Origin of the sequence: Pararobbsia alpina, from assembly GCF_902859895.1 — a bacterium.
Classification (GTDB): Bacteria; Pseudomonadota; Gammaproteobacteria; order Burkholderiales; family Burkholderiaceae; genus Pararobbsia; species Pararobbsia alpina.
This window is the reverse complement of sequence record NZ_CADIKM010000035.1, coordinates 25,229-45,895: the sequence shown is the minus strand read 5'-3', so window position 1 is coordinate 45,895 and position 20,667 is coordinate 25,229. Positions and strand designations below refer to the sequence as shown.

The 20,667-nt window shown below is 60.9% G+C and carries 15 protein-coding genes; 8 read left to right on the top strand and 7 right to left on the bottom strand.

The window, feature by feature from the left end; genetic code table 11:
- From HV670_RS23475 to HV670_RS23460, 4 genes are all read left to right on the top strand, one after another.
- The coding region (locus HV670_RS23475; RefSeq protein WP_175107403.1) for a sensor histidine kinase at positions 1 to 505 on the top strand (505 nt) is incomplete at its 5' end.
- Between the two features lie 273 nt (positions 506 to 778).
- Positions 779 to 1,228, top strand: a complete 450-nt coding sequence (locus HV670_RS23470) for a hypothetical protein (RefSeq protein WP_175107402.1) — start codon at positions 779 to 781, stop codon at positions 1,226 to 1,228.
- 30 nt (positions 1,229 to 1,258) lie between these two features.
- The gene (locus HV670_RS23465) at positions 1,259 to 3,220 is read left to right on the top strand and encodes an MFS transporter (protein ID WP_246257867.1); all 1,962 of its coding nucleotides are present in this window, start codon (positions 1,259 to 1,261) and stop codon (positions 3,218 to 3,220) included.
- 84 nt (positions 3,221 to 3,304) lie between these two features.
- Positions 3,305 to 3,670, top strand: coding sequence for a VOC family protein (locus HV670_RS23460; protein WP_175107401.1), 366 nt, complete (start codon positions 3,305 to 3,307; stop codon positions 3,668 to 3,670).
- 51 nt (positions 3,671 to 3,721) lie between these two features.
- Here HV670_RS23460 and HV670_RS23455 read toward each other — a convergent pair whose 3' ends face one another.
- From HV670_RS23455 to HV670_RS23435, 5 genes are read right to left on the bottom strand one after another with little or no spacing between them, the layout of a single operon-like run.
- Positions 3,722 to 4,774, bottom strand: coding sequence for an ABC transporter permease (locus tag HV670_RS23455; protein ID WP_175107400.1), 1,053 nt, complete (start codon positions 4,772 to 4,774; stop codon positions 3,722 to 3,724).
- On the bottom strand, positions 4,771 to 6,381 hold the full coding sequence (locus tag HV670_RS23450) for a sugar ABC transporter ATP-binding protein (RefSeq protein ID WP_175107399.1): 1,611 nt from the start codon (positions 6,379 to 6,381) through the stop codon (positions 4,771 to 4,773). The genes HV670_RS23455 and HV670_RS23450 overlap by 4 nt, the downstream gene beginning before the upstream one ends.
- A 49-nt stretch (positions 6,382 to 6,430) precedes the next feature.
- Positions 6,431 to 7,657: an SfnB family sulfur acquisition oxidoreductase gene (locus tag HV670_RS23445; RefSeq protein ID WP_175107398.1), complete on the bottom strand. Its 1,227-nt coding sequence runs from the start codon at positions 7,655 to 7,657 to the stop codon at positions 6,431 to 6,433.
- 16 nt (positions 7,658 to 7,673) lie between these two features.
- Positions 7,674 to 8,885, bottom strand: coding sequence for an SfnB family sulfur acquisition oxidoreductase (locus tag HV670_RS23440; protein WP_175107397.1), 1,212 nt, complete (start codon positions 8,883 to 8,885; stop codon positions 7,674 to 7,676).
- 12 nt (positions 8,886 to 8,897) lie between these two features.
- Positions 8,898 to 10,295 carry an LLM class flavin-dependent oxidoreductase gene (locus tag HV670_RS23435; RefSeq protein WP_175107396.1) on the bottom strand — a complete coding sequence of 466 codons (1,398 nt, stop codon included), beginning with the start codon at positions 10,293 to 10,295 and terminating at the stop codon, positions 8,898 to 8,900.
- Between the two features lie 263 nt (positions 10,296 to 10,558).
- On the opposite strand from HV670_RS23435, the gene HV670_RS23430 reads away from it, so the two are divergent.
- The 3 genes from HV670_RS23430 to HV670_RS23420 all read left to right on the top strand — a co-directional run bounded on the left by HV670_RS23430 (position 10,559) and on the right by HV670_RS23420 (position 13,968).
- Positions 10,559 to 10,888, top strand: a complete 330-nt coding sequence (locus HV670_RS23430; protein WP_175107395.1) for a hypothetical protein — start codon at positions 10,559 to 10,561, stop codon at positions 10,886 to 10,888.
- A gap of 308 nt (positions 10,889 to 11,196) precedes the next feature.
- Positions 11,197 to 12,357: an MFS transporter gene (locus HV670_RS23425; RefSeq protein ID WP_175107394.1), complete on the top strand. Its 1,161-nt coding sequence runs from the start codon at positions 11,197 to 11,199 to the stop codon at positions 12,355 to 12,357.
- Positions 12,358 to 12,792: 435 nt separating this feature from the next.
- Positions 12,793 to 13,968 (top strand): porin, encoded by a 1,176-nt coding sequence (locus HV670_RS23420; protein WP_175107393.1) that lies wholly within the window; start codon positions 12,793 to 12,795, stop codon positions 13,966 to 13,968.
- Positions 13,969 to 14,844: 876 nt separating this feature from the next.
- Here HV670_RS23420 and HV670_RS23415 read toward each other — a convergent pair.
- Both HV670_RS23415 and HV670_RS23410 read right to left on the bottom strand, forming a co-directional pair.
- Complete coding sequence (locus HV670_RS23415; protein ID WP_281362452.1) at positions 14,845 to 16,491, bottom strand: tetratricopeptide repeat protein; 1,647 nt, start codon at positions 16,489 to 16,491, stop codon at positions 14,845 to 14,847.
- Positions 16,492 to 16,556: 65 nt separating this feature from the next.
- Positions 16,557 to 17,744 carry a GGDEF domain-containing protein gene (locus HV670_RS23410; RefSeq protein WP_175107391.1) on the bottom strand — a complete coding sequence of 396 codons (1,188 nt, stop codon included), beginning with the start codon at positions 17,742 to 17,744 and terminating at the stop codon, positions 16,557 to 16,559.
- Positions 17,745 to 18,568: 824 nt separating this feature from the next.
- On the opposite strand from HV670_RS23410, the gene rpoD reads away from it, so the two are divergent.
- Positions 18,569 to 20,551 (top strand): RNA polymerase sigma factor RpoD, encoded by a 1,983-nt coding sequence (rpoD, locus tag HV670_RS23405; protein ID WP_175107390.1) that lies wholly within the window; start codon positions 18,569 to 18,571, stop codon positions 20,549 to 20,551.
- The last annotated feature ends 116 nt before the right edge of the window (positions 20,552 to 20,667 follow it).

The window sequence follows — 20,667 nt, the reverse complement described above, 5'->3', positions numbered from 1 at the left end:
AATCGAGAGCAATGCGCGGCGAGGCAACTTCGTGACGGTCGATCTCGTCGCGGTCGCCGACGACGTCATCGAGTTCTATGAGCCGACTGCGGAAGAAAAAGGCATCGTATTCGACTATCGACGCACTGCGCCCGGCGCGATCGAAGTGCACGGCGACCGCAATCTGCTGTTCGAAGCGCTCGCAAACCTGGTGGAAAACGCCATCAAGTTCGCGCCGGATGCAGGTCACGTGTCAGTGCATGTGTTCCACGATGCTACGGGTTTCGGCATCACGATCGCTGACGACGGCCCGGGAATCGCACCGGAGGAGCGACAGGCGGTGTTGCGCCGCTTCTATCGGAGCGAGGCCAGCCGTCACACGCCTGGCAACGGCCTCGGACTGAGCCTGACGCACGCCGTGGCCGGCATGCATGGCATGTCGATCCGTTTCAACGATGTGCCTACGGGATGCAGCGTAACGCTCATCAGAAATAGCGGAGCGGCGCTTATCCGAATGGCGGACTGACGATGACGGCGCCATCACCGAGATGAACCTGCATGTGCTCGCGTACAATCTCAAGCGCGTCATGGCCATCGTCGCCCTCTATTAATCTACACCATGGCCACCTTCATGGCAGCGTCTTTTTGCCCTCAGACTTTCTGCACAATACTCAGAACACCACCAAGCAGCCGGTCACTGGTCGTTCCGACCGATTGCTAACCGCCCACGTCGAATAGAAACGTGCACTCACGGATTGCGCTGAATGGACAGAAGCGGACGCTACACAATAAGATTGGCTTGATTGTTGTATTCGACTATTCGTGGATTCGTCTCGCCAACCGGAAACCGTCTGACGCCGCGTTCGGCAATCGCCACAGGCATCCAGGCCGGTTCAGCGGCGCTATCGCTGGTATCTTTGATCATTCGCATGAGTCGGTTTCTTATACGTACCGCGCGATTGTCGCCGATTTACTACTTGGTCGACCGGCTGTTCATGGCCGCAATGCGTCAATCATGTTTGAGAGGCGTCAAGGCCCGGTACCCAACAACGCGCAGCGACAAATGATAGTTCCGAAATGGCGAGAGGCGCTTGTCGCTCCCGTCAGTTCGACCCACAATTTCAGAATTATCCGCTTTACTTTTTCATGCGGATGGTCTTTTATTAAACTCTATGGATCCCGTATTGATCGAAATGCCAAAGATCGCGCTGCGGTGTTGATTCCTAATAGCCATAACGCGCCAACGTAACCCAAAGAATAATCGCTACGGTGACGAGATATGAGCATGGCATCAGCGGCGGAAGAAGACGCAGACGGTATGTCGGGACAATCGACCCAAGGCGCAGTAGAGCGGCAGCTGGAAAAGATTATCGTGGCGATTCACGGAGTCGGGAATCAGCGCCGAAGCGACACCATTCGAACCGTAGCCCATCGATTCGGCGCTCTAAACGCCCCACCATTGCCGGTCATGCCGCTCGGTTTCTTCAGCGTCGCCAGCAGTGGAGAAGTGTACGTAAGCCAACTCGACGTGAGAGAAGATCACCCGCTATGGAATGTCGGCTTCGCTGAGGTCTACTGGGCTGACGTGCCGCGCGATGTCGTGACAAAAGGCGACACGCTCGAAGAGAGCAAGGCCTGGGGCCAGACAATTGTCGGTCGTGCGCAGGCGCTGTATAGAGGCCAGGTCAGTCAAACGGCCTGTCAGGTTTCAGATGCTGATTTCAACATGACTGCAAGCGTGACGGAGGAGATTGTAGAGGCGATCGCAGTAATGGAAAACTTGTCCTGGGTGGCCGGCAAGGCGGGGTTGTTCAAATTTGATCTGGCGCCGCTACTGACCGATTACATAGGTGACGTTCAGCTGGTGGCCGAGTTCCGGTCGTATCGTAAGGAAATTGTGGACCGGTTTCACGACGTGCTTAGTCAAATCGTCGAGCATTTCCGCAAGCGTTATCCAAATTATCCGCACGATCCCGAAATCCATGTGATAGCCCATAGCGAGGGCACGGTCATCAGCTTCCTTGCAATGCTGGACGCGCTTTCCTCTATGCCGGACAGCGCAAACAATTATGGTTGGATTCAATGCGTCCGCGGATTCATGACAATCGGTTCGCCGATCGATAAGCATATTCTGCTTTGGCCCAAGCTCTGGCCGGACAACAACCTCGAAACAGCCGACTTCGAAGACTGGCGTCCCGACAAGCCCGTATTGCTTAAAGACGCAAACAAAGACACGCGAATTTGCTTGCCGAAGCCGATTAAATGGCGCAATTACTATGATTTCGGCGATCCGATCGGCTTCCAGCTCGACACAACGAGAAGATATTTGCGCGAGCAGCGTTGTGGCGCGTTTCAGTTCGGGTTCAAGGACGATTTCGGTTTCAGCCGTTATCCCTTTCCCGGCAAGGCGCACACTGACTATTGGTCCGACACCAACTTGTTCCGACACTTCGTTGACAGTGTGGTTCTACCGGATCCATTGAGTAAAACCAAAGAAAGTGACGTGAAGCCGCCGAAGAACAGGCCGTTAATGAGTGGCATCAGCTTGTCGATTCCCTACGTCTTATGCGTGTTCCTGCATCTGGCGGCGGTGTACATCATGTTCAAGGCGACCACTGCGTTTTTAGTGCAAGGTCAATGGAGCACGGTGGATGTCTTCCGCACCGTGGTTTCGTTGTCGGTCCTTCTGTGCAGCGTGACTGTCGCGAGCCGCTTGCCGCGCCTCGTCCGACGGTCCTCCCTTCGTTGGCTTTTACTTGCGGCGGTGATTTTCTTCTGTGGTGTCGTCATCTGCTTGCTGACGCTTCCAGCGAAGGTCAGCGATTTCCTTGCAGGTCCGTTCTTGAATCTCATCTGGGTGACGTCGACGTTTGGCGCTTATTCCGGCCGTGCTTTCCTAGTATTGATTGCGGTCATCATCCCGGTGACCTGCTGGCTTTTACCGCGTCGGCCGCGCGTGGGGAGGCGCGTGATGGTCGGATCAGGGACCGCTGTGATTGCACTGGCCACCTTATGCGCTTACCCGGCCCACTCGACCTCGGCACCGCCCCTTTGGCCACTCGTCCTGGCTGCGCTGATGTTTCTGTACCTCTGGTGGCTGGGCATTCTGGCCTTCGATCTCAGCTTCATATGGCACCGATACATTCGCAACTCAGTCGCCCTCGACACGTTGCGCGACTGGCGAGAAAGGAGGGACACGACGCCCCGAACACTCAGTTTTAGACAACCAAAAGATTGGTAACCCGGACGGGCGTGCTAAAGCTCCCGGTCGCCGTGGTTGCGCCGCTGACCAACGCCAACGCGCTTGTAACGAAAGGAATTCACCATGATCGACCATATTGGACTTCGCACCCCGCAATTCGATGCGCTCGCGCGCTTTTACGAGGCGTGCCTGGCGCCGCTCGGCTACACGAAGCTTTTCGCGTGGGAAGGAGCCGCAGGATTCGGTCGCAATGACACGGCGCCGCTGTGGCTTGGCGCGTCGACGACGAGGCCGACCGGCATCCATATCGCCCTGTCGGCATTGGACCATGCTGCGGTCGATGCTTTTTACAAGGCCGCTCTAGATGCCGGGGCGGTCGATAACGGGAAGCCGGGGCTGAGACCGGACTATCACGCCAACTACTATGCGGCGTTCGTGATCGATCCCGATGGCAACAATCTCGAAGCGGTTTGCCACGTCGCCACATGACGTCTCGGCTCAAGGGTTAGGAGGAAGTTCGCCCGGAACGAAGCAGAGCCCTCAGCGCGCCTTGCGGCTCAGACTGAACGTGACGGCCAGGGCACTGACCAGAATCAATCCCTTCACGAAGTCCTGTGTGTAGTACGGCGCGTTGAGCATCGTCAAACCGTTCAGCAGCACGCCGACAAAGATCGCGCCAATCACGGTGCCGAGCACGTTCGGCCGGTTGGCGCCCCAGACCGCGTAGCCGATCAATGCAGCAGCGACGCTGTCGAGCAGCAGCGAGTTGCCGACGCTGACATCGCCTCGGCCGATTCGGGCCGAAAGCAGTACACCGCCCAGCGAAGCAATGACGCCGGACACGACATACGCCGTGACCCGATAGCGCTGGGTCGGCGCACCGGCGAGGCGTGCCGCGGTCTCGTTGCCCCCGACCGCATAGAATACGCGGCCCCAGCGGGTGAATTCCATGAGGAACCACAAGGCGAGTGTAATCGCCGCGAGCACCATGACGGGCACCGGCACGACACCCCCGATCCTCAGGCGGCCCAGGCTGAGAAATGCATCGGGAAACGAGCCGGTCGCGGTCGTGCCGTCGGGAAGGATCGTGCCGGTCGTCAGCGAGCGGCCGCCCGTCGGAATCAATTGCAAGCCGGCGAGCAGGAACAGCGTGCCGAGGGTCGCGAGCTGATCGGGAATGCGCAGCCTGACGATCAGAAGGCCGTTCAGCAGGCCTGCCAGCACACCGAATGCGATACACCCGGACACAGCCGAAACCGCCGAGCCGTGCAGCACCACGAGGATGTAGCTCGCCGTCATTTGTGAGAAGGCTGCGATACTCCCCACGGAAAGGTCGAAGCCGTTGACCGCGAGCGTGATCGTGATACCGACGCCGAGCAGGGCGACGATCGAAACGGCCTGCATGATGCTGAATATATTCGCGACGTCGAGGAAGGAGGGCTCTCTGGATTGAAACAGGATGACCAGTCCGGCGAGCAGGATGAAGATGGCGGCTTGCGCCAGGCGCTCGCGCAGCGCGGTACGCTGGTGCGCCCCGAGGCGCGTGATGTCGGGGCGGCCGGGCGCAGGCGATGAGTGGGTCGGGGTCTTCATGGGGAAGCCGCGGTGTAGTTGGAAAGAGAAGGGGATCCGGGCGGAGATGTAACCGCCGTGGTCACAGCAGCCGACGCCGCAGCCGCCGGGGGCGTGCTCGTGTCAGTCCTGGCTGCCGTCGCCGCGACGAGCTGCGCGATATCCATCTCGTGACGCGGGTGATCGGCCACCACGGTGTGCCGGTCCATGACGACGATCCGATCGGCGACTTCGAGCGCTTCCTCATGGTCGCTGACGAAGACGATCGTCGCGCGCGTCGAGGCTTCCTCGCGAATCGCACGGATGATGTCATCGCGCGCGCCGATATCGACGCCCTGGAACGGCTCGTCAAGCAGCAGCAATCGAGCGGGATGAGCGTGCCAGCGCGCAATGACGACCTTCTGCTGATTACCGCCCGACAGTGTCTCAAGGCGATCGCCCGGACCCGAACACTTGATGCCGAAACGGCGAATGGCTTCAAGTGCCACCTCGTTTTCACGGCGCGTATCCACGCGTCCAAGCGGAAACCAGCGGGACAGAAAGGGAAAGCTGAGGGTACCGGCGATCGATGCGAACGGAACGCTCGCCGGAAACAGCGACGTGCGCCAGCGATCCTCACCAGCGAAGAACACGCCCGCACGAATGGCGTCGGCTGGCCGAGCGGGCTTCCACGCGTTTCCTTCGAACGACATCGTGCCGCCGGCAAGCGGCCTGACGCCGACGATCGCTTCGGCAAGCGTCGTTTTTCCCACACCGACCGCGCCGGTGATCGCGACGACTTCGCCGATGCCGACTTGCAAGTCGAAGGGCTCGCGATCGCTGCGCAAGCGCACCCTCGAGAGCGACAGCGCCGGTTTTACTGCCCTGAGCGTTGCGCGAGAATGGGCGGTTTTCAGGTCGCGGCCGATCATCGTCTCGATCGCCGCCTGAAAATCGATTGGCCGACTGAAAGTGGCTCCGACGCGTCCGTCACGCAGCACGACGGCGCGATCGGCGATGCGCTCGAGATCGGCGAGCCGGTGCGAGATATAGAGGATGGCCGTCCCGTTGTCCCGCAGGCGCTCGATGACCTCGAACAGCCGTTGCGCCTCGGTGTCCGACAGACTGGCGGTCGGTTCGTCGAAGATTACGACTTTGGGGCGGCCCGCCAGCACGCGCGCGATCGCGATGAGCTGTCGATCGGCGATCGTCAACCTGTCGAGCCGTTCGCTCAAGTCGAGTTCGAGCCCGATGCGCGCGGCGATTTCCCGCGCGGCCCTCAGTTGGGTTCGGCGCGTGCCGATGAAAGCCTGGCCCGGTGCGCAGAAACGGTCGAGCAGCAGGTTTTCCGCCACGCTCAGACTGGGTACGCCCGTGTCCGCGATCGCCTGGTGAACGGTAACGATGCCAAGTGCTTTTGCATGTTGCGGCGTGGCTGGCCGAATCGTCACGCCATCGAGTGCGATGTGCCCGCTATCGAAGGGGTGCACGCCTGCGAGGATCTTGACGAGGGTCGACTTCCCGGCGCCATTGGCGCCCATCAGCGCGATGACTTCGCCCGCGGCGACAGTGAGGTCCACCCGATCGAGAACAATCGTCGAGCCGAAGCGCCTCGATATCCCGGCCAAAACAAGTTTGCTGATCGTCATGGTTCAGGGTCGGGTGAACAGTGTGGCGCGGGTTGGCCTCGAATGCAGCCTAGATCGCACCATGCCGCGGCGGTGCCGTGCCGTTCAAAAGGTAGTTGCCGACGGCAAAATACTTCCAGCGCACAGGATCATGAAGCGTGTGCGCGCGGGCATTGCGCCAGTGCCGGTCGAGGTTGTGCTGTTCGAGTGTCGATTGCGTGCCGGCGAGCTCGAATAGTTTGTTGGTCGCGAGAATGGCCGCTTCGGTCGTCAGGGCACGCGCTTCGGCGACGGCCACCGAAGCCCCCGCAACGGATGACGCGTCGGGTGCATCACGTGCCTCGTCGATCGTGCGTGCCGCACGCTCGAGCAAGGCATCGGCTGCGCTGATGCGGATCTGTATCTCGCCGACCTGGATGAGTGTCAACGGGTCGTCGACCGCGCGTTCGGCCGTGCTGTCGATCCAGGGGCGCGTCTGCCGGCGCGCGAATTCGAGCGTGTCCTGCAGGGCCGCGTGAGCAATGCCTGCGTCGACTGCCGCATGGATCAGTTGCCCGACGGGTCCGGTCAGCGTTGGCTTGGTGAACGCGGCCTTGTACGGCAGCACGGCGTCCGGTTCGACCCGCACGTTGTCCAGCACCGTCGTGCCGCTGCCGGTGCCACGCTGGCCGAAGCTCGACCAGTCGTCGATCACGCTCACGCCTCGCGCATCGGACGGCACAATCACGAAGACCTGGTCATCCTCGCCATGGTTCGCCCCAACGGGAATCCAGTGCGCGAACAGCGCGCCCGACGAGTAGAACTTCTTGCCATTGAGCACAAGCCCACCCTCGGCATCATCGAGGCGCGTCTTGAATTCGGCGACGCTGCGCGTGCCGATTTCGGACAAGGCATTGCCGAACCGGTCGCCATTCAGTACGCGATGGAAATAGAAGCGCTTTTGCGCTTCGTTGCCCGTCGCGCGCAGCACTTCGAGCAAATAGAAGTGATTCTGCGGAACTTGCCCGATTGAAGGATCGGCGGCTGAGACGGTGCGCACGACATCGACCAGCGTGCCTGTCGAGACGTCGATGCCGCCGTACTCGCGCGGCACGGTGATGGCCCAGAGGCCGCTTTGCGAAAAGCGCTCGATCTCGGCATGAGGGCGCGCGCGCACGCGGTCGCGCTCGGCCGCGCCTGCCGCGATGCTTTGAGCGAAGGCATGGGCTGCGGACCGCGCATCGTCGTCCGACTTGATGCGCCGGACAACGGAGGCTGCGGATGGAAAGCGCTCGGTGTCGATATCGGTCTGGGTCATGAGGGCGCTCTCGATCTCAATTCCATGCGTGACGTGGGGGTTCGACGCCATTCAGGACATAGTTGCCGATGAGGTGGTATTTCCAGCGGACCGGATCGTGGAGGGTATGGGTGCGCGCATTGCGCCAATGGCGGTCGTAGTTGTGTTCGGAGAGCACGGACTGCGTGCCGGCGAGTTCGAACAACTTCTCGCCTGCGCGCAGGGCGGCTTCGGTGGTCAGGACCTTCGCCTGCGCGACCGCGACCGATGCGCGCGCGATGTCCGCCGCCGACGGTGTGTCCGGCAACGCGTCGATGACCTGGGCGGCCTTCTCGAGCAGTGCTTCGGCGGCATGATGCCGGATCGCGAGGTCGCCGACTTCGCGGATCGTCAGGGGATCATCTGCCGCGCGCTCGACACCGCTGTCGACCCAGGCGCGCGAGCGCTTGCGCACGAAAGCAAGGGTGTCGTCGAGCGCGGCCCGGGCGATGCCCGCATCGATGGCTGCCTGGATGATCTGCGAGACGGGGCCGTTGCACGTGGGACGATCGTAGGCCGCATAGGCCGCAATCACCGACTCCGGCGGCACATGGACTTGATCCAGCTTGATGGTGCCGCTGGCCGTCGTGCGCTGACCGAAACCGGACCAGTCGTCGACGACGCTCAGCCCCGGTGCATCGGAGGGCAGGAAGGCCAGCACGCCGCGGTCCTCGTCATCGAGCGCGAGGATCGGTACCCAGTGCGCAAACAGGGCGCCGGTCGAATAGAACTTGGTGCCGTTGAGCCGATAACCGTCGCCATCCGCTCGCAGGCGGGTCTTGAGGTCCAGCACGTTGCGGGTGCCACGTTCGGAGAACCCATTGCCGAAGCGCTTGCCCGCGAGTACCTCAGCGAAGAAGCGTTCCTTTTGCGCATCGGTGCCGACCTGGCTGAGCACATCGACTATGCCGAGGTGGTTCTGCGGCAATTGTCCGAGCGAGGGATCGGCTACCGAGATGATCTTGATGACCTCGGTCAGGGTCACGAACGAGACGGCCGCGCCACCGTAGTCCGCGGGTACCGTGATGGCCCAGAGGCCGCTTTGGGAAAACACATCGATTTCGTCGCGGGGCAGGCGGCGTTCGCTGTCGCGAACGGCGGCCTCCTTTGCAAGGATTTCGGCAACGCTATGCGCGGTGGCGATCGCCTCCGCGTCGTTGCGAATGATGTGGGCCGGGCGTGTGGAAGCGGATTGTGCGATTGCGTTCATGAGAGGTCTCGGTTATGCGAGTTCGGGAACGAGGCCGCGGCGCTTGACCGCTTCGATGTCGCGATAGCCGGCGCCTGGATGCTCGGGGGGCAGCAGCGGGCCGCGTCCGAACAGCTTTTCGCGCAGGGTTCCCTGCGTGTAGGCGGTGCGATACACGCCACGCCGCTGCAGTTCGGGCACCAGCAGGTTCACGACGTCTTCGAACGTTTCGTGGGCGACCGCATAGGCCAGATTGAAGCCGTCGACATCGGTGTGTTCGACCCACTCCTGCAGGATGTCGGCGACGGTCGACGGCGAGCCGACGAAAACCGGCCCCATGCCACCGATTCCGCCCCAGGCCGCGAGTTCTTCGACGGTCCACGACTTCGCGCCGCCGGCGAGATGTTCGATCGCGGAGACGATGGCGTTCGTTTCGACCTTCTTCACCAGATCGGTCGGCGCATACTGGCCGAAGTCGATTCCCGTCCAGCCCGACATGAATGTGAGCGAGCCGTCGTACGACGTGTAGCGCCGGTACTCTTCGAATTTGGCCTGGGCCTTTGCGTCGGTTTCGTCGAGGATGACGGTCACGAGGTTGTAGATTTTCAGTTGCTTCGGATCGCGGCCTGCCGCCGCGGCCTGCAGTCTCACATCGGCGACGTAGTCCTTGAGCACGGCCTGGGTCGGCGCGGCGACGAAGACACATTCGGCGTGCTGCGCGGCGAATGCCTTGCCCGGGCCGGAAGCGCCCGCCTGGTACAGCACGGGTGTGCGTTGCGGCGAGGGCTCGCACAAGTGGTAGCCGGGGACCTCGAAATACTTGCCCTTGTGCCCGATCTCGTGGACTTTTTCGGGATGGGTGAATATGCGGTGGGTGCGGTCGCGCACCACGGCGCCTTCTTCCCAGCTGCCTTCGAACAGCTTGTAGAGCACCTCGATATATTCGGCCGCGACTTCATAGCGATTCGAATGCTTGCGCAGGCCCCCCTCGCTGATGTTCTTCGCACCGCTTTCAAGATAGGACGTCACGATGTTCCAGCCGATTCGTCCCTTCGTGTGATGATCGGCTGTGGAGAGACGGCGCGCGAAGGTATAGGGATGCTCGAACGTCGTCGAAGCCGTGATTCCGATTCCGAGGTGTTCGGTGACCATCGCGATCGGTGCGGCGAGTTGCAGGGGATCGTTGACGGGAATCTGGGCCGCCTGGTGAAGGGCGTGATAATTGCTGCCTTTATAGACGTCGTAGTAGCCGACTACATCGGCGATGAAGATTCCGTCGAAGAAGCCCCTCTCGAGAATCTTCGCAAGATCGGTCCAGTATTCGAGGTCCTTGTACTGCGCCGACCGGTCGCGCGGATGTGACCACATGCCCGGCGACTGATGGCCGACGCAGTTCATCTCGAACGCGTTGAAGTGAATGGCTTTGCTCATGGCGGCCTGCTATGGGGCGGTTTCTAGGAGTCGTTTCAGGCGAGAAGCTAATGTAGCCGTGGCTCAATCCGCCTGCTCTATCGATTCGAGCTTTAGATATGAGTCAGTTGATTAGAACGATATTCAAGAGGCAGCGAATATTGGGGGGTCTTTCCGGCGCTTTGAACCGATAAGCATTCCAGAAAAACGCGCTTGTGCATTGCGTTACAGATGACTAGAGTGGGGTAGTCAGGTAGTCAATTGCTCCGTTTCGGAGGTGAGCCATGTCCACGCGAGAACCTGCCCGGGGACTATCCTTTCTGGGCCGCCTCAAGCAGGGATTCAGGCAATGGAAGCGCGGCCCCATGCCAGACTGCGCGTGCGGGGCGAGCAATTTGGCCGCCCCGGTCGACAGGCGGACCCAATGCGCGACGGCCGGACGCGGGCCGACCGGGCAAGCCGGGCCTGTCGAGCATATCGAGCCGGACCCTGAGCGCCTCACACGTGTCGCGATATATGCATTGGGCGGCTATTTTCATTCAGGCTGCCTCGGCGACATGTTTGTTTCCACGCCCGATATATGGATCGAACGGGTCGAAGAACATGGCCGGTGATTGAGGCTGATACTCGAACATCCGGACGTCACGGATACGCGGACGTCTTTTGCTCTCTGAATTTGCCCGGACTGGCGGGTGCGAAGAGGCGCACCCCGACCACATTACCAGCACGGCGCGTTGTCCCATATGAATTCAGAATAATCCCAGTCATTTTTGTTTGACGTACAGGGCCTGCCGATCTACCTTGCTAGCGACTTAATTCGGTGCCGACAAGGTCAATGAGGTCGTCTTTTCCCGCTGACGCAACGCATTCCGTTTTCTCTCGTTTTTTATGCGGCATGGGCTTCGGGGAAACTGCCGCGAACATGATGGCGCTGGGTATTCCGATTCTTGCGGTGGTCCTGCTGGATGCGAGTGCCTTCGAAACAAGTCTGCTCGTGGCATCCGCATCGAGTGCACCGCTGGTCTTTGGACTTTCGGCAGGCGTATTCGCCGATCGCGTGAACAGACGACGTCTCATCTTTGCATGCGCATTGGCACAAGCTGCGCTCTCCATCATCCTCGGCGCCTTTTACGCATTCGACTGCCTCAATCTGCAGGTCTTGATGCTGGGGGCTTTTGCCGCATCCGCCATCAAGCTGCTGTTGGATAGCGCGACGGTGGCGGCCATACCGGCGCTCGTTGCCGAGTCCGAACTCTCCAAGGCCAATGGCTGGTACGAAGCTGTCAATTCGAGCACGCAGGCCGCAGGCCCGATTCTGTGCGGGTGGTTGATACAGTCGGTTTCGCTACTGGCGCTGTTCATCACACAGTGCTTCGCGTGCGTGCTGAGTGCGTCGATCTTCGTCAGACTACCAGTTGATTCAAATCAAGCGGTTCATGTTCGAACCGAGGGTCACCTGGCCGGGATCCGGGAAGGAATGGCGGTGCTTTGGCGAGATCCAGTTCTCAGGGCGATTGCCGTTTCCTCCGCCTCGTTCAATTTCTTCCATAGCGCGTTTTTCGCGATCTTCACGGTTTACGCGATCAAGACGCTCGATTTTTCACCGGCCACGCTCGGGCTGATCATTTCCTGCGCGGGAATTGCGGGCGTGGGCGGCGCATTGCTGGCGTCCGTCGTGGTCCGCGTGCTGACGCCACCGGTGGCCCTGATCGGTTCGCTCTTCGTCATTGCGCCGATGGGTATTCCACTGATGTTTGCCGACTCGCTCGGCGAGTTTCAGGGTGCCGTGCTGATCGCTGCGATCTTCGCCGCATGGGACTTCGCCATCGTCACCAATCTGGTCATCGAACAGACCGTGCGGCAGACCAGGGTGTGTTCGTCGCAGCTTTCCTGCGTGTCGGCGACCACGCGCTTTTTCACATGGGGAGTGGATCCTCTAGGCGCGCTACTGGGCGGTATTGCCGCCAGTTCGACACTAGGGCTAGAGGGGACCCTGATAGCCGCCGTGTTGGGAATGGGAGCGTCCGGCCTCGTTCTTTTCGTGTGTCCTGCCGTGCGTCGACTGTCATTCGCGCAGGCTTAACGCTCTCTAGCTTCCACACGCAACTCCCATTCGACGGAAGTCCTGCACTTCGGTTCCTGCACAAGATCAGGCCGGTGACCGACGCCCGGTTATATGAAGCCAAGCCTGTGACATATGACTGAATGATGAAAACAAGAGAAATTTGGACCCCAAATAGTTGACCTGCGCTGCTTGCTTGCATTGTAAGGGCCGTGAAAGAATGCGGCTCGCAGTACGACAGGAAACGGGACAAGGGGCCGATAAGACGCTTCAGTCGGCGCTCTCGCAATGAAAGCTCGCATGCGCCGATACCTTAGGGATCCGGATGATTAGCGCATATTCGCTTCGCGTGATTTGCACAGTCCTGACTCTGCTTTGCGCGTGAAATGCGATATCCGCTTCGAATTGAATATCCACAAGCGGGGACCGGCAGGGCTCCCACAACAAGGACCAATGATGCAAAGAAGGATTTTGATCGCCTCGCTTCTCGCCAGCTACGGGGTCATCGCACATGCGCAAAGCAGCATGACACTCTATGGTGTGCTCGACGCGGGTGTCTCGTACGTGAACAACGTCGCGACGCCGACGGGCCACAGCAGTGCGGTCAAGTATGGCGATGGTGTTGCGCAGGGCAACCGGTGGGGTATGAAAGGCGTAGAGGATCTTGGCGGCGGGCTGCGCGCGATCTTCACCCTCGAAAGCGGTTTCAACACGGGTGACGGCAAGGCGGGCCAGGGCGGCGCGCTGTTCGGGCGGCAAACGCTTGTCGGCTTCAGCAAGGAGGGCATCGGTTCGTTGACCTTCGGTCGTCAATACTCGTTCTCGACGGATTACCTCGGTAGCAACTATTCCGCCGGCGGCCTGACCGCGGCCGGCAACTATGCGTTCCACATCAACGATCTGGATCAACTGTCATCGAGCCGCATTAACAACTCTGTCAAATTCAGTAGTGCAAACGTCAAAGGTCTGACGGTGGGTGCCTTGTTCGGATTCTCGAATGGGACCGACTTCGCTGGTTCGCCGGCCACGGCTGCGGGCGCGGGTTCATCGAGCGCGTATAGTTTTGGCGCGAACTATAGTCAGGGCACGTTCGGAATCGGCGCAGCCTATACGAACATTCGTTTCCCGCGGAGCGCGGCGCCGCAGTTCAGCACCAGCATCGCGAACGTCAACACGCTCGGCCCGACCGATCTCGACTTGCGCAGTCTCGAGACCTACGGCCTTGGTGCCCGCTATGCGCTCGGTTCCGCGACAATCTGGGGCTTGTGGACCCATACGAATCTCGAGCCGCTCACGGCTCCCAAGTCCAGGCTCGACAACCTTGAAGCGGGCTTGCGCTACGCGTTCACTCCGGCTCTCAGTGCGTCGCTTGGCTATACGTACTCAAGGCTCTACGACAATCTTACGGGCCATTGGAATCAGATCAACAGCTCGCTCGACTATGCACTGTCCAAGCGCACTGATGTGTATCTGTTGACGATCTATCAAAAGGCGTCGGGCAGCAATGTCGTCGGTGGTCGTGTGGTGCCCGTACAGGCCGAAATCGGTTCGAGCTCGAGCCTTGTGGGCAACTCGGGGACAGGTGCCGATAACCAGTTCGTCGCCCGCGTCGGCCTGCGTACGAAGTTCTGAGTTCTGCTTGCAGGCGGGTTCAAGTTTTTTGGCTCGCTCGCGAACGCACGCTCGGGGAGCTATCACGGTAACGAGAAGAGGGGAGCGTGCTGTGAGCTGGCGCGGACCGGCCGCGCTTTGAATGTGGACCCGTTTATGTTGCAGCGCAGATCGTCGTGCTAGTGATTGTCGCGGCGCCTGATCACGCGTTGCCATCTCAAAATATGTCAGAGAGAAGGGCACGGTGACTGAGCTTTTGGCGTTTTGCCGCCAAGTCAGTGGAGTCACCCGCCCCGTATGGCGCGATGCCTGTCAATCATGCGGCAACACGGTAGCGCGGCGGAGACGAAAGTCCGTCGTTTTTTCTCTTCTACACGTCAATCCGGGTTCGACACCCGATTTCTTGCAAATGCGGGCAGTTCAAAACTTACCCATGCGATATGAAAAACGGCACTGCGTACAGACAGGCGGTGGCCGCGCAGATGAGGCCAAACAGCGCCGAGCGGGCCTTGCTGCCAAGGTGATACTTCCAGGATAAGTGCATGGTGGCTCTCCCGAGTCATGATTCGCGAGATAAACAACGCTTAGCCAACCGAAGCCCAAGCATTTTACATGCCTCAGCAGGGAATCATCGCGGGAATCGCGGCGACTTTAAAACAGATGCGTTTTTGTTAAGCGCCGCGAATTAGCACCTTCTGACAGTATTTGGGATCGGCTTTCGATATCGTCTGCGGCATTGCTACGTTGCACAAAAACAAATGAATGAGCGTCCCTCTACGGCATCTTCGGTAGATTGAATCTGGCCAGTGCGTCCGAAGAGGTGAGTGCGACGGATCGCGCCGAGCTTCGCCGGTGGCATGGCGTTCGCGAGCGAGAGTGGGCCTGACGAGGCGCACTTCACCCGCTTCTGAGGGTGGTGTGCAATGAGGAAAGCTCAGCCAGGGCATGAGCGACTCGCCCAATCACCTCGTCCCAGTCGCCTGCCTCGGATTGCCTGAACAGTCGCATCGTCGGATACCAGGGACTGTCCTGCCGTTCCATCTGCCAGCGCCAGTCCGGGTCGAAGGCCAGCAGCAGCCAGACCGGCTTGCCCATCGCGGCGGCCAGATGAGCGATCGACGTGTCGACGCTGATGACGAGGTCGAGGTTGGCAATCAACGCGGCGGTGTCGCCAAAGTCCCCGAGTTCGTCACCGACATACCGCATATCGGGTAGACGCGAAAAAGTCGATGCGTCTGTCTCGCGTCGTTCCTTTTGAACGATGAAGCAGTCGGCCATGCCCGCCAGCGGTTCAACCCTGACGGCATCGAGCGAGCGTGTTCGATCCCGCTTGTGCGCAGGATTGCCCGACAGTGTCAGGCCGATTCGCAGCGGGTGCCGTCGTGGACCGAGCCGCTGTTTCCACACCGCAACGCGCGCAGGCTCGGCGGCAAGATAGGCGGGCGCATAGGGGATGCTGCCGCTGTCGGTACCGAATGCGAACGGCAGGCTCATCAATGGCGTCGCACAGTCGCACGGCGGGACGGGATCCCCTGTTGCAACGACGACGGCTATATTGCGCAGGCTCGTCGCCAGCAAGGACTTCAGCGACGGCTGGACTTCGCATACGACGAGCGCACCGAGTGCCGCGACCATCACGGCATAGCGGCAAAATTGCAAGGTATCGCCCAGGCCCTGTTCGTGCCATAGCAACACGCGTTTCCCGCGAAGGTCGGTGGCCCCTAGCCATACCGGCAGATGCGTATGGCGTCGCGATTCGAAGCCGGGCATCGACCATCGCGCCTCATAGGCGCGCCAGCCGGCGGGAAAATGCCCGAAGAGCAGATTCAGCAGGCTCGAATTCCATTGCGCCATGGTTGAGTCGGGCGCAATCGCCAGCACATCTTTGACAGCGGCCAGCGCTTCATCATGGCGCCGCAGTATCGCGAGCACATTTCCGCGATTGATCCCGGCCAGGACGAACTCGGGATCGAGCGCGAGCACGCGGTCGAAACACAGCAGCGCTTCGTCGTATCGTTCAAGCTTGCGCAGTGCTTCTCCCCGGTTGTTCAACGCGCCGGCATGGTCGGGTTTGAGCCGGAGCGCGGCGTCGAAACATGCAAGCGACTCCGCTACACGCTCGAGTTCTCCGAGGCTGTTACCCCGATTGATCCAGGCCTCGACATCGTCCGGCGTCGCCGCGAGCGCACGGTCGATCGACGCGATCGCTTCCTCGTGTCTGCCCAGGGCCATCAGGGCACGACCAAGGTTCGCGTGCAGGGAGGCACGCTTCGGATCGATTTCGATCGATTGGCGAAACTGTCCGGCTGCGGATTGCGCGTCGCCATCGGCAAGCTGACTGATACCCAGCAATTCGATGACCTCGCCATGACGCGGCTCCTGGTCGAGAAATCGTTGGTAAAGCGCCGCCGCTTCTGCGAAACGACCTTGCATGTGCAGACTCACCGCCTGCTGTAAAGTCGCCCCGTGATCATTCTGGTGCCCCGCTTGCGCGCGGGCCGTCGGAGCGTCCCGATTCACCGGCTCAGCCTGCTCTTCGCTCATTCTTGGCAATTCCCGGACTGAAAGTCGAATCGGGATGTTACCAATCCGAAGGCGAGCGGCGCGCGTCAAATGGGCTCGCGTGGGGGATTCACACTATCGGCCGGAACTCTGGGGTCGGGTGGCTCGATCCTGTTTCGTCCTCCGCTTTTAGCGCGGTAAAGCGCCGCGTCGGCCACGTGCGAGAGCCGTTCCAGGGTCGCATCGAAGCCGGGCAGACACGCGATACCGATGCTGCACGTGTAAGGGGGAAGCGCGGCATTCGCTCTTTGCTCGACCAGGCGGCGAATCCTATCGGCTTGCACGTAGGCGGCGGTGGCATCGGCGCCCGGCAATAACACGGCAAACTCTTCACCGCCGAGTCGCGCGAAATATCCAGGCGCCGCCAGCCTGCTCGCGATGCGCTCGGAGAAGTCGACGAGGACACGGTCGCCCATCCCGTGGCCATGGCGGTCGTTGATGTCCTTGAAGTGGTCGAGATCGATGATCAGCAACGCCAGCGTGTCGCCAAGCTGCTTGATGCGCTGATGCTCGATGCCATGAACATTTGCGAAGGCGCGCCGGTTGAGCAGGCCGGTCAAGTGATCAGTTGCCGACTGCTGTTCCAGCTGGAGGCGCAGGCGGCTCGTGGCGGCCATCACGAAACCCACGGTCACCATCAGGGTCATGAGTTCGCTGACGCCAAAATACAGTGTCTGAATGAGATCGCTGACGAAGTAGCCCGTGCTTGCCAGGCTGGAAACGAAGCTCGTCACGCAACGCACGGCCGCGGACGTGGCCTGGATCAGGAACATCGCGCCGAGAAAGGCGGTGTTGCGTCCGCCATGGCGCAGCAGCCGCCCGCCCGCTACGCCGTACAGCACGGCGAGGATCGCACTCATCCAGATGAGACGGCCCGTATAGCTGGGCCGCACCCAAAGCAACCATGCGAGGCATGCGGTGCCCAGGATCACCGCGCCGACGACCAGCGCCCACGATGGCTTGCGTGCGACAAACTGGTCACTGCCGATCAGCCACAAGCCGACGCCGGTCAGTACGCAGGCATTGGCGAAGACGATCGAGACCCCGTCGGGTACGGTACCGCGCAGCGCAAGCAGGACTGCCGCGACTGAAATGACCAGCGACCCCGCGGCCCAGTAGCCGAGCCCCCGGATGTTCGATGGAAAACCGCGGCGCATGAAATACAGCACCGCCGACATCATCCCTGGCATGACCGATGACATCAATACAACCGTGCGGAGGTCTATTGCAATCATTGTATTTATTGTAGGGTGACTCACGTATCCGGTCGGATGCGTTCACGCTGCTTCCGGCAGTTTGCCTTATTTGCGAGACTGAAGTTCGCCGGTTCGCTAGCGGTTCGGCGCAGGGTGAAGCGACAAGGTGCGCGGCTGGGCGAAGCGACCCCGCAAGGCTATTTTCCCATGCCGGCGCCGGTTCGGAGTAGGGCGCGGTTGAACCGTCCGCATTGTGTTGCTGGGGTGCGTCGTGATGTTTAGTGGAGACAGTGCGGGTAATTGAAAGCATTTCAAGTAAGCGTCGGATCAAACCGCTGGACTGCGGCACGCTTACTGAGTGGTGTGAGGCGAGGAGATTTCATGCCAATCTGTCTGCGCTTACTGCCACACACTACGCGGATGCTGTCGCGAATGAAGGGGTATGCGTAGAATGTGCGGTTTTGTGTAAGGCGTTATAGTCGCCGAGCTGAATGCCGCCTTGAGGCCGCCCTTGCGCGAACACGTGCCTGCTATGTGGGATGGACGGGGTGCCCGAGGTACGAGGCTTGGCGTTGTTTTCGTCGAAATTCTACGTTCGGCGGCCGGTGTGCCGGCCGGCCCGGATGTATTCATTTGGCCTGCAAAGCAGGCACGCGGGCCCGAATTGCTATAGACTGCCGGGCCGCGCGAATTCTGCGCATGTTGGCGCGTTCCGTCCCGGGAACGGCTCGATCGTTGTCGAATACCGGCATCGACGAGCACATCGAGACCCGGGTGATGGCCCCTCGGGGTCCTCGCGGTGTGCGTGTCCAGTCGTCCGTGCGCTGGCTTGCCGCCACAAAGCGAACCTGTTGAGGAGAGGTATGGTAAGTGTAGTTCAGAGCAAGTCTGCGGCCGGCAATGCGGCGCCCGCAAAAAAATCCAAATCCCAGCGCGCTACGACAGACAAGTACCTGCGCGACGCGGCTGCCGACAGCGCCCCGATTTCGCCCGAGCAAACCGATGAACGCCAGCGCCAGATGCGGGCTCTGATTCAACTGGGCAAGCAGCAAGGCTTCGTCACGCACGCCCAGATCAACGACCACCTGCCAGGCAATTTCACGCAGACCTCGGCGATCGAAGCCATCGTCAGCACCTTCCGCGACATGGGCGTGGCGGTCTACGAGGAAGCCCCTGATTCCGAGACACTGCTTCTGAACGACACGGCGCCGAGCGCCGTGTCGGATGAACAATCGGAGGAAGAAGCCGAAGTCACGCTGACGACAGTCGATTCGGAATTCGGCCGGACGACCGATCCGGTACGCATGTACATGCGCGAAATGGGTAGCACCGAGCTGCTTACGCGGGCGGGTGAGATCGAAATCGCCAAACGTATCGAAAGCGGTCTCGGCGAGATGATCCAGGCCGCGGTCACGTGCCCGGCGACGGTGGCGATTCTGCTCGCGACCGTGGATCGGGTGGTGGCGGGTGAAACGAGCATCGACGAGCTGGTCGACGGCTTCAACGAAGCGGGTCCGCTCGATGAGGACGCGATCTCCGACGACGCCGATCCGGCCGAGCTTGCCGCCGAAGACAGCGATGCGGATGAGGACGATGACGGCGAGGAAGAGGAAGAGCTGGCGACGCGTGCGAATGCCGCGCGCCTCAAGACCCTTCTGAACGATTGCCTGCCCATTTTCGCAAAAGTCCGGGAGTATTTCGACGCGTTCCGTACCGGCGATCGCGCGACGACGGCCTGGGAGCACGTGCAGGAACGCATCCAGCTCGAACTCGCCCCCGTGCGATTCACGGCTCGCACGATCGACCGGCTTTGCACGGAAGTTCACGACCAGGTCGAGCAGGTCCGCGTGATCGAGCGGCGCATCCTGAAAGTCGCCGTCGACTTGGCTGGCATGCCGCGCGAGGCATTTGTCGGGGCGTTCCCGGGCCATGAGACGGATCTTGGCTGGACCGCCCGTCATGCTGCCGCGCCGCAGGCGTACGGCCAGGCACTCGCGCGAAGCGAACCGGCCATTCAGGCCGAACAGCGCAAGTTGATCGAGATCGAAGCGAACCTGATGATCTCGCTGCCGCAGCTGAAGGCGTTGAATCGGCAGATGGCCTCGGCCGAGCTCAAGATGCGTCAGGCGAAGCGCGAGATGACCGAAGCGAATCTGCGACTGGTCATTTCGATCGCAAAGAAATATGTGAATCGCGGCATGCACTTCCTGGATCTGATCCAGGAAGGCAATATCGGCCTCATGAAGGCGGTCGACAAGTTCGAATACCGGCGCGGCTGGAAATTCTCGACCTACGCCACGTGGTGGGTGCGCCAGGCCGTGACCCGCTCGCTCGCCGACCAGGGACGCACGATCCGGGTGCCTGTGCACATGATCGAGACGATCAACAAGCTCAACCGCGTTTCGCGCGAGATTTTGCAGAAAACCGGCTCTGAAGCCCATCCTTCGGTGCTCGCGGAGCGCCTGGGCCTGTCGGAAGACAAGGTCCGGGACATTCTGAAGATTGCCAAGCAGCCTGTGTCGCTCGAGACGCCCTTGGGCGAGGACGGCGATACGACGCTCGGCGACATGGTGGAAGATGCGGCTACCGAGTCGCCCGCGGATGCCGCCATGCACGCGGACATGCGGCTCGCCATCAAGGACGCGCTCGATTCCTTGTCGCCCCGCGAGGCCAAGGTGCTGAGAATGCGGTTCGGCATCGATACGACCTCGGACCATACGCTCGAAGAGGTCGGCCAGCAGTTCGACGTGACGCGCGAGCGGATTCGCCAGATCGAAAGCAAGGCGATGCGAAAGCTCGTGCATCCGAGCCGTTCGGAGAAGCTGAAGTCGTTTCTCGCCCGCTAGAGGCGGGTGGCTGGCCGTCTGCGATATGGCCGGCCAGGACAAGCTCGGCGCGTGGCTCGCACTCGAACAGTGCGAGCCACGTTTGCAGGCTGCGTGAGGCGTGCCCGCGGGCCGCT

Coding starts and splice junctions, on each gene's coding strand:
- HV670_RS23420 (WP_175107393.1), top strand. CDS start 12,793: ATGCAAAGAAGGATTTTGATCGCCTCGCTTCTCGCCAGCTACGGGGTC.
- HV670_RS23415 (WP_281362452.1), bottom strand. CDS start 16,491: ATGAGCGAAGAGCAGGCTGAGCCGGTGAATCGGGACGCTCCGACGGCC.
- HV670_RS23430 (WP_175107395.1), top strand. CDS start 10,559: ATGTCCACGCGAGAACCTGCCCGGGGACTATCCTTTCTGGGCCGCCTC.
- HV670_RS23425 (WP_175107394.1), top strand. CDS start 11,197: ATGATGGCGCTGGGTATTCCGATTCTTGCGGTGGTCCTGCTGGATGCG.
- HV670_RS23455 (WP_175107400.1), bottom strand. CDS start 4,774: ATGAAGACCCCGACCCACTCATCGCCTGCGCCCGGCCGCCCCGACATC.
- HV670_RS23440 (WP_175107397.1), bottom strand. CDS start 8,885: ATGAACGCAATCGCACAATCCGCTTCCACACGCCCGGCCCACATCATT.
- HV670_RS23435 (WP_175107396.1), bottom strand. CDS start 10,295: ATGAGCAAAGCCATTCACTTCAACGCGTTCGAGATGAACTGCGTCGGC.
- rpoD (WP_175107390.1), top strand. CDS start 18,569: ATGGTAAGTGTAGTTCAGAGCAAGTCTGCGGCCGGCAATGCGGCGCCC.
- HV670_RS23465 (WP_246257867.1), top strand. CDS start 1,259: ATGAGCATGGCATCAGCGGCGGAAGAAGACGCAGACGGTATGTCGGGA.
- HV670_RS23445 (WP_175107398.1), bottom strand. CDS start 7,657: ATGACCCAGACCGATATCGACACCGAGCGCTTTCCATCCGCAGCCTCC.
- HV670_RS23410 (WP_175107391.1), bottom strand. CDS start 17,744: ATGATTGCAATAGACCTCCGCACGGTTGTATTGATGTCATCGGTCATG.
- HV670_RS23450 (WP_175107399.1), bottom strand. CDS start 6,381: ATGACGATCAGCAAACTTGTTTTGGCCGGGATATCGAGGCGCTTCGGC.
- HV670_RS23460 (WP_175107401.1), top strand. CDS start 3,305: ATGATCGACCATATTGGACTTCGCACCCCGCAATTCGATGCGCTCGCG.